This is a genomic window from Vibrio sp. (assembly GCF_047973365.1).
GTDB lineage: Bacteria > Pseudomonadota > Gammaproteobacteria > Enterobacterales > Vibrionaceae > Vibrio.
On sequence record NZ_JBKEBW010000126.1, the window covers coordinates 1 to 8,153 of the forward strand.

An 8,153-nucleotide genomic window follows, 5' to 3' on the forward strand; every position below is an offset into this window, starting at 1 on the left:
CTCGACTTGCATGTGTTAGGCCTGCCGCCAGCGTTCAATCTGAGCCATGATCAAACTCTTCAATTTAAGATTTTGTTTGGCTCAATGAATACTGACATTACATAAATGTAATGTTTGAATTGACTGTGCTGAGTCTTGCGACTCAATGGTCACTTCGTATCATTGAAACCTAGTTGATTCTTTAGAATCATCTTCGATTTTCATCAACGAGTGCCCACACAGATTGATAGGTTTAAATTGTTAAAGAGCTTGTTTTGCGAGACATTCCTCTCAAAACGGACGGCTATTTTAGCTAGTTAAGTTTAAGTGTCAAACACTTTTTTCAAACTTTTTCATCGTTAATTGATGCTAGATAATAAACCCGCTAAATGGTTACATTTCTTACCAACTGTTCCCGTGTTAGCGAGGCGGCATTATAGGGAGCTGATCAGAATTGGCAATAGTTTTTTGCAAACTTTTTGGCGTTTTTTGTTGTTCGAACAAAAAAGAACCGCTACAACGCTTAACTGACTATTTTCTTTACAATTGCTCAAACTTTTTAGCGAATAAAGATACTTTTTCCCAGTCGGTATATTCAATTTCTTTGCTGGTATCCGTTTCTCCACCCGTCAGTTTCATAATGAAACGAATCATCATCCGGTCGATAGGACGATAACGAGGATAATAAAGCGCTCCGGCAAAAACTCCGATTAATGAAGGTTGCCAAGACGACTTCTTCAAAAACGTTTTAATATAAACACTTCCCTCTGGGGTATCTTTTCCTTGGTCAGCTTTGCGAGCCGTAAGATTGACACAATAAAAAGCGGCTTTAGTGTTTTTTAACTGCTGTTGATGAGTATCGATGAATTGGTATAACTTTGTGTTCAATTTGCCGTAGCGAATAGAAGCGCCAATCAATACTTTGTCATATTGAGTTAAATCCATTGGTTCACATTCATGTAAGTCAACAAATTCACATTGGTAGCCTTCTAACTGCTGTGCAATGTTGTGCATGATTTTTTTTGTCTGACCTTCGCGGGTCGAATATAAAAGAAGTGCTTTCACGCTCTCTCCCTATGTAAATAACCCTAACTAGTGAGTAACCTTAGTTACGCCAAAACGTAGGTGTTAACAAAATTAATAAAGTGAAGACTTCTAAACGACCGAACAACATGGAGATAATCAGCACCCACTTCGCGCTATCGTTAATGTCAGCAAAATGGACGGCAACTTCTCCCAATCCCGGACCCAAGTTATTCAGCGTGGCAGCAACAGCAGCAAAAGCACTCAGTTCATCCATACCGGTCGCAATCACCGCAAGCATACAAATCACAAACACCAAAGCGTAAGCAGAGAAAAATCCCCACACCGCATCAACAACGCGTTGCGATAGTGCGCTGTCCCCCAGCTTAATCGAATAGATTGCTCTTGGGTGTACCAGACGTTTCATTTCACGTGCCCCTTGCAATGTCAGTAATAGTACGCGAATCACTTTCATCCCACCGCCAGTAGAACCGGCACAACCACCGATAAAAGATGAAAATAGCAAAAGAACAGGTAAAAACAGCGGCCACTGGGAAAATCCGGTGGTGGTAAATCCAGCAGTCGTCGATATAGATACCGTTTGGAATATCGCCTGATCAAATGCATCATATATTGAGTTATATGCGTGGTGCTTCAACAACACTAAAAAGCAGACAAGAAATAAAATCAGTTGAATAGCGACAAAGGCACGAAACTCAGGGTCTCGCCAATAATATTTAGGATGAACGCCCCCCGTAGCCCAGGCGGCATAATGCAAAGTATAGTTACACGCAGATATTAGCAGGAAGACGACGGTGATTAGGTTAATGGCATAGCTATCAAAATATCCCATACTGGCATCATGGGTAGAGAAACCACCGATAGCGATCGTAGAGAAACTATGACAGATGGCATCAAACACCGTCATTCCTGCGAGCCAAAATGCTGCTGCACAGGCGATAGTTAAGCTCAGGTAGATATACCAAAGCGCTTTTGCTGTCTCGGCAATACGAGGGGTCACTTTATTGTCTTTAACGGGTCCCGGAACTTCCGCCCGATAGAGCTGCATGCCACCGATACCAAGTACAGGCAAGATAGCCACCGCTAACACGATGATCCCCATACCACCGAACCACTGTAAAAACTGACGATAAAACAAAATAGCCTTAGGTAATTCATCAAGGCCAACAATAACGGTTGCCCCGGTAGTGGTTAATGCCGAAAAAGATTCAAAAAAAGCGTCGGTCACCGATACGTTCGGGTTATCAGAAAACAAAAACGGCATTGCCCCGGCGCTACCGATTACCGTCCAGAACAACACAACAATGAGAAAACCATCGCGAGATTTCAACTCGTGTTTATGACGGCGGTTCGGGAACCAGAGAATCGCACCAAAAAATAACAATGCAAAGAAAGTAGAAACAAAAGGCACACCAGCACCATCACGATAGATCAAAGCGACCAACGCGGGAGCTAGCATGGTAAAACTAAATATAGCGAGCAACAGCCCGACAATTCGGATAATTGAACGAAATTGCATTGATAGACAAAATGAAGCCGAGCTTCTTAGTTCCTTATATTGGTGGTTAAATCGGTAACAATAATCTTTGCACCGCTTCGGTTAATGATAGTTTGGGTGAAATCTTCAACATGAAGAACTTCCAGCTCCACATCCAATTCCACGTTTGAACCGTATTGAGCATCAACTTCTGTTCCGTCGAATTGTTTGATAATAGACTGCGCAAGAGGAACTAAGCCGTAGTCTAAACTTAGGTGCAAGTTTGTGGTGATTTTTTTATCAATAGTTTGAAGCAGCTTAAGCGCTTGTTGCACGCCACCACCATATGCCTTAACCAAACCGCCCGTTCCTAGCCGAATACCGCCATAGTAACGGATAACCACTGCGGTGATTTCTCCCACTCCAGAACCCGATAGCTGCGCCAATATCGGCTTACCTGCTGTACCTGAAGGTTCACCGTCGTCACTAAATCCCCAACGCATTGAATCTTCGGGTCTACCTGCAATAAACCCCCAGCAATGATGTCTCGCATCCGCATGCTGCTGTTTTATTTGTTCCACAAACGTCTTAGCCGCCTCAATTGTTGGCGTATGCGCAAGATAAGTAATAAATCGACTCTTCTTTATTTCTTCTTCGAAGATAACCGGCTCGTTTGGGATAAAATAAGGACGAACGTTCATAGTTTTCACAAAATAATCAGGGTGTTTCAGTGTATCACGAGCCCTAAAAATGTGCTCAGGATTGGTACCAGCACACAATGTTAAACACTTGTTTAAAAAATGTATTGAAATTAAACATTCTGCCGTTCAAACTGAAACGACTGGTCACACCAGAAACCCAATACAACAAAAACTCTCACACACAATCCTTCGGTTGTATGTCAAGGAGATAGACAATGATTTACCAAGCTGAAACCCTACAGGCAAAGGAACTAGAGAACGGTATCGTAGAAATAAGCTTCTGCTCTCCGCACTCTGTAAACAAGCTAGACCTCAGCACTCTTAATTCTCTCAACGAAGCTCTTGATGCTCTGCAAACTCATCAAGGTTTAAAAGGTGTTGTTCTCACAACGGATAAAGACTCATTTATTGTCGGTGCCGACATTACCGAGTTTTTAGGACTATTTGCTAAACCAGAAGATGAGTTAGATACCTGGCTCGTTTTTGCAAACAGCATATTTAACAAACTGGAAGACTTACCGGTACCAACTCTTTCTGCATTAACAGGCTTCACTCTTGGCGGCGGATGTGAGTGTGTACTCGCTACCGACTTCCGCATTGGTGATAAAACCACCAGCATTGGTTTACCAGAAACCAAACTGGGCATTATGCCAGGCTTTGGCGGTACTGTTCGTCTGCCAAGAATTATTGGCGCAGACAGCGCAATGGAAATCATCACCCAAGGTAAAGCATGCAAAGCGGATGAAGCACTACAACTGGGTTTGCTTGATGCTGTTGTCGCAAGCGACAAGCTAACGGAGTCTGCAATCGCAACATTAACCCAAGCCATCAATGAAAAAATTGACTGGCAAGAACGCCGTAAGCAAAAAACATCAGCGCTGACATTAAGTAAAATTGAAGCGATGATGAGCTTTACTATGGCAAAAGGCTTGGTTGCGCAGCTAGCAGGTACTCACTACCCAGCGCCAATGACCGCAGTGAAAAGCATCGAGCAAGCTGCAAATTGCCAACGTAATGCTGCTTTAGATATTGAGCGTAAGCATTTTATTACTCTTGCGAAATCCCAAGAGGCGCAAGCTCTTGTAGGTATCTTCCTTAATGACCAATACATTAAAGGACTGGCGAAAAAATCAGCGAAATCAGCGTCAAAAGAGACCCAACGAGCGGCTGTTTTAGGCGCAGGAATTATGGGTGGTGGTATCGCTTATCAATCGGCGTCGAAAGGCGTACCAGTAACCATGAAAGATATCGCTCAATCTTCCCTTGATTTGGGTATGACCGAGGCCTCTAAGCTACTCAACAAACAGCTTGAACGCGGCAAGATCGATGGCTTTAAGATGGCATCCGTCATCGCTTCTATTTCACCAACGCTACATTATGCAGGTATCGAACAATCCGATGTGGTGGTTGAAGCAGTGGTTGAAAACCCGAAAGTAAAAGCTGCTGTATTAAGTGAGGTGGAACAACAAGTTTCTGCTGACACAGTGATCACGTCAAATACCTCAACCATTCCAATCAATTTACTGGCCAAATCGCTCAAGCGTCCAGAAAATTTCTGTGGTATGCACTTCTTTAACCCTGTGCATCGCATGCCGCTGGTTGAAATCATTCGTGGTGAACATACCTCAGAAGACACCATTAACCGCGTAGTTGCTTACGCAGCAAAAATGGGCAAATCGCCAATTGTGGTTAATGACTGCCCGGGGTTCTTCGTCAACCGCGTGCTATTCCCTTACTTTACCGGCTTTAGCTTATTGATGCGTGATGGCGGTGACTTTACACAAATCGATAAAGTCATGGAACGTCAATTCGGTTGGCCAATGGGGCCGGCTTACCTGTTGGATGTGGTTGGTTTAGATACCGCTCACCACGCACAACAAGTGATGGCACAAGGCTTCCCAACTCGTATGGCTAAACAAGGACCTGATACGATCAGCGCCCTATTTGAAGCGCAGAAATACGGTCAGAAAAATGGTAGTGGTTTCTACCAGTACACCGTCGATAAAAAAGGTAAGCCTAAGAAAGCCTTTGATAACAGTGTTCTTTCACTACTGCAAACCGTATGTGGTGCTTCTGCCGAGTTTGATGAGCAAACCATTATTGAACGCATGATGATTCCTATGATCAATGAAGTAGTGCTTTGTTTAGAAGAGAACATCATTGCTTCTCCGCAAGAGGCCGATATGGCGCTGGTTTATGGACTAGGTTTCCCTCCATTCCGTGGTGGTGTGTTCCGTTACCTAGATAGTATCGGTCTAAGTACTTACCTAGAAATGGCGAAAAAACATCAGCATTTAGGTGCGGTTTATCAAGTACCTCAACGCCTGATAGATATGGCTGATAAAGGTGAAAGCTTCTATAGCTCGCAACAAACGGGCTCGCAACAGGCTAGCTCACACCAAACCATCTCAAAGCAAGCAACTTTGGAAAAGGAATAACAAAATGAATAATGTAGTGATTGTTGATTGCCTTCGTACCCCAATGGGACGTTCCAAAGGCGGAGCATTTCGCCACCAGCGAGCGGAAGATCTCTCCGCTCATCTGATGAAAGGCCTACTGGCAAGAAACCCACAAGTAAACCCACATGAAATCGAAGATATTTATTGGGGTTGTGTACAACAAACCTTAGAGCAAGGCTTTAACGTGGCACGTAATGCTGCACTGCTGGCGGGTTTACCCATCGAAATTGGCGCGGTGACCGTTAACCGCTTATGTGGTTCCTCAATGCAGGCACTGCATGATGCCACTCGTTCTATCATGGTTGGTGATGCAGAGATCTGTCTAGTTGGTGGTGTTGAGCATATGGGGCATGTACCAATGAGCCATGGTGTGGATTTCCACCCGGGTCTTTCAAAAAATGTAGCCAAAGCTGCGGGTATGATGGGTTTAACCGCTGAAATGCTGGGTAAAGTACACGCTATTGGCCGTGAACAACAAGATGCGTTTGCCGCGCGTTCACACCAAAGAGCTTATGCTGCAACCGTTGAAGGAAGATTCAAAAATGAAATTCTACCAACCGAGGCGCACGCTGAAGACGGTACGCTGTTTACCCTTGATTACGATGAAGTGATCCGCCCAGAAACTACTGTTGAAGGCTTATCTGCGCTTCGCCCTGCCTTTGACCCAGTCAATGGTACGGTAACTGCGGGCTCTTCGTCAGCACTGTCTGATGGTGCTTCAGCCATGCTGATCATGAGTGAGGCTAAAGCACTGGAACTAGGTTTACCTATTCGCGCCAAAGTAAAATCAATGGCAATTGCCGGTTGCGATCCTTCCATTATGGGATATGGTCCGGTACCTGCAACCCATAAAGCGCTAAAACGTGCGGGGTTATCAATCGAAGATATCGATGTGGTTGAACTGAACGAAGCGTTTGCTGCTCAGTCTCTGCCTTGTGCTAAAGACTTAGGCTTGTTGGATAAAATGGATGAAAAGGTAAACCTTAATGGTGGTGCAATCGCGCTAGGTCACCCGCTGGGCTGCTCAGGCACTCGTATATCCACAACCTTAATCAACCTGATGGAAGCGAAACAGGCGAAATACGGTCTAGCGACTATGTGTATTGGTTTAGGGCAAGGTATCGCGACAATTTTCGAGCGTCCGTAACATCCAATCATCTTTCGTTTTTAAATAGAAATAGCATTAAAAAAGCCAGCATTTAGCTTAATGTCTGTCAGTTAAGCTCAAAAAGACAGAGTTATCATTCCCACTTCAGAGCATGGGAATGAGGATTCTCTTAACTGATTGGCATTAGCGTAAAGCTCCCTTGCGAGAATTTCGTTTTGGTTAACTTATTTCTTGTTAACTAAGAAATTAACTAACTCAAAGTATTCATCTAAAGTTTCGATACCTTGTGCTTGCACCAGATAGTGGTTGTTGACCACAACTGCTGGAACACCGCTTAGACCGCTATCTTGGAACTGTTTATCAAAACGACGAACCATAGAATCTACTGCGAAACCGCTGAACGCCGCATCAAACTTGTTACCATCAATACCTTCATCGGTGAAGATCTGGCGTAGTTCCTGATCGTCTTTTGGTGGTTGGCGCAAATTGTGAATACGGTTAAACATTACCGGGATCATTTTTTCTTCAACGCCAAGTGCAATCATAGTTGCGTAAGCTTTGCTCATGGATTTACCCATGTTGCCACCCATGAATGAAACGTGATTTTTCTGCAGTTTCACGCCTTCAGGCAGTTTGTCTTTCAATTGAGCAATGATGGGTTCAAACGAATTACAGTGTGGGCAGTAGAATGAGAAAAATTCTACTACGCTAGGTTTTGAAGACGGGGTGAGGTTGAGTTCTTTGTAGTGCACTCCTTCCTGAAAGTCTGTTGCGTAAGCCGAAAGGCTAAACATCAGGGTTGCAACCAGTGCAAACAATTTTTTCATTACGGACTCCATTTTCCTTTAAAGGCGCTAACTTAATATTGTGATGTTACCATTGTGGCATCAGTGAAAGCGTAGGCTCGTCTAATGCTGCGATTTGTTCTTTGAATGCGAGCACCAGGCCTTCCCAGTATTTAGGGTCGTTGAACCAAGGAAAGGCGATTGGGAACGCTGGGTCATCCCAACGTTTTGCCAACCAAGCCATATAGTGCACCATTCGTAGACCACGAAGTGGTTCAATTAGTTTCAATTGCGAGAGGTTAAAATCGCAAAACTCTTGGTAGCCTTCAAGTAAAATATCCAATTGAACCAGTTTATCTTGGCGTTCGCCGTTGAGTAGCATCCATAAATCTTGTATCGCAGGGCCATTGCGAGCGTCATCAAGATCGACAAACATCGGACCAACACGCCATAAAATATGACCCGGATGACAGTCACCGTGCAGGCGAATATTGGCGTGAGTGGCTGGCCATTGCTGTTCTATCTGCTTGATAAGCAAATCTAAGTCGTTGAAGAATACTTTCTCAAGATGCATCGGAATGCATTGAGAATTTTGTAGTA

General features: G+C 44.1%; 7 protein-coding genes and 1 rRNA gene. 2 read left to right on the forward strand and 6 right to left on the reverse strand.

Annotated features, from left to right (window positions below):
- The 4 genes from ACK5MF_RS15660 to ACK5MF_RS15675 form a co-directional block, all read right to left on the reverse strand.
- Positions 1-66 (reverse strand): 16S ribosomal RNA (locus tag ACK5MF_RS15660); the annotation flags it as partial.
- Positions 67-519: 453 nt separating this feature from the next.
- Positions 520-1,044 (reverse strand): menaquinone-dependent protoporphyrinogen IX dehydrogenase, encoded by a 525-nt coding sequence (hemG, locus tag ACK5MF_RS15665; RefSeq protein ID WP_416923511.1) that lies wholly within the window; start codon positions 1,042-1,044, stop codon positions 520-522.
- A gap of 40 nt (positions 1,045-1,084) precedes the next feature.
- Entirely contained in the window at positions 1,085-2,542 is a 1,458-nt protein-coding gene (locus tag ACK5MF_RS15670; protein ID WP_416923512.1) for a TrkH family potassium uptake protein, read from the reverse strand.
- A gap of 26 nt (positions 2,543-2,568) precedes the next feature.
- Positions 2,569-3,201 (reverse strand): YigZ family protein, encoded by a 633-nt coding sequence (locus tag ACK5MF_RS15675; RefSeq protein ID WP_416923513.1) that lies wholly within the window; start codon positions 3,199-3,201, stop codon positions 2,569-2,571.
- 215 nt (positions 3,202-3,416) lie between these two features.
- Between ACK5MF_RS15675 and fadB the strand changes: the two genes are divergently transcribed.
- The gene (fadB, locus tag ACK5MF_RS15680) at positions 3,417-5,639 is read left to right on the forward strand and encodes a fatty acid oxidation complex subunit alpha FadB (protein ID WP_416923514.1); all 2,223 of its coding nucleotides are present in this window, start codon (positions 3,417-3,419) and stop codon (positions 5,637-5,639) included.
- 4 nt (positions 5,640-5,643) lie between these two features.
- The gene (fadA, locus tag ACK5MF_RS15685) at positions 5,644-6,807 is read left to right on the forward strand and encodes an acetyl-CoA C-acyltransferase FadA (RefSeq protein WP_416923515.1); all 1,164 of its coding nucleotides are present in this window, start codon (positions 5,644-5,646) and stop codon (positions 6,805-6,807) included.
- A 185-nt stretch (positions 6,808-6,992) separates the two neighbouring features.
- On the opposite strand, the gene ACK5MF_RS15690 is transcribed toward fadA, so the two are convergent.
- Both ACK5MF_RS15690 and ACK5MF_RS15695 read right to left on the reverse strand, forming a co-directional pair.
- The gene (locus ACK5MF_RS15690) at positions 6,993-7,595 is read right to left on the reverse strand and encodes a thiol:disulfide interchange protein DsbA/DsbL (protein ID WP_416923516.1); all 603 of its coding nucleotides are present in this window, start codon (positions 7,593-7,595) and stop codon (positions 6,993-6,995) included.
- A 46-nt stretch (positions 7,596-7,641) separates the two neighbouring features.
- The coding region (locus ACK5MF_RS15695) for a serine/threonine protein kinase (protein WP_416923517.1) at positions 7,642-8,153 on the reverse strand (512 nt) is incomplete at its 5' end.

Coding starts and splice junctions, on each gene's coding strand:
- ACK5MF_RS15670 (WP_416923512.1), bottom strand. CDS start 2,542: ATGCAATTTCGTTCAATTATCCGAATTGTCGGGCTGTTGCTCGCTATA.
- fadB (WP_416923514.1), top strand. CDS start 3,417: ATGATTTACCAAGCTGAAACCCTACAGGCAAAGGAACTAGAGAACGGT.
- ACK5MF_RS15675 (WP_416923513.1), bottom strand. CDS start 3,201: ATGAACGTTCGTCCTTATTTTATCCCAAACGAGCCGGTTATCTTCGAA.
- fadA (WP_416923515.1), top strand. CDS start 5,644: ATGAATAATGTAGTGATTGTTGATTGCCTTCGTACCCCAATGGGACGT.
- ACK5MF_RS15690 (WP_416923516.1), bottom strand. CDS start 7,595: ATGAAAAAATTGTTTGCACTGGTTGCAACCCTGATGTTTAGCCTTTCG.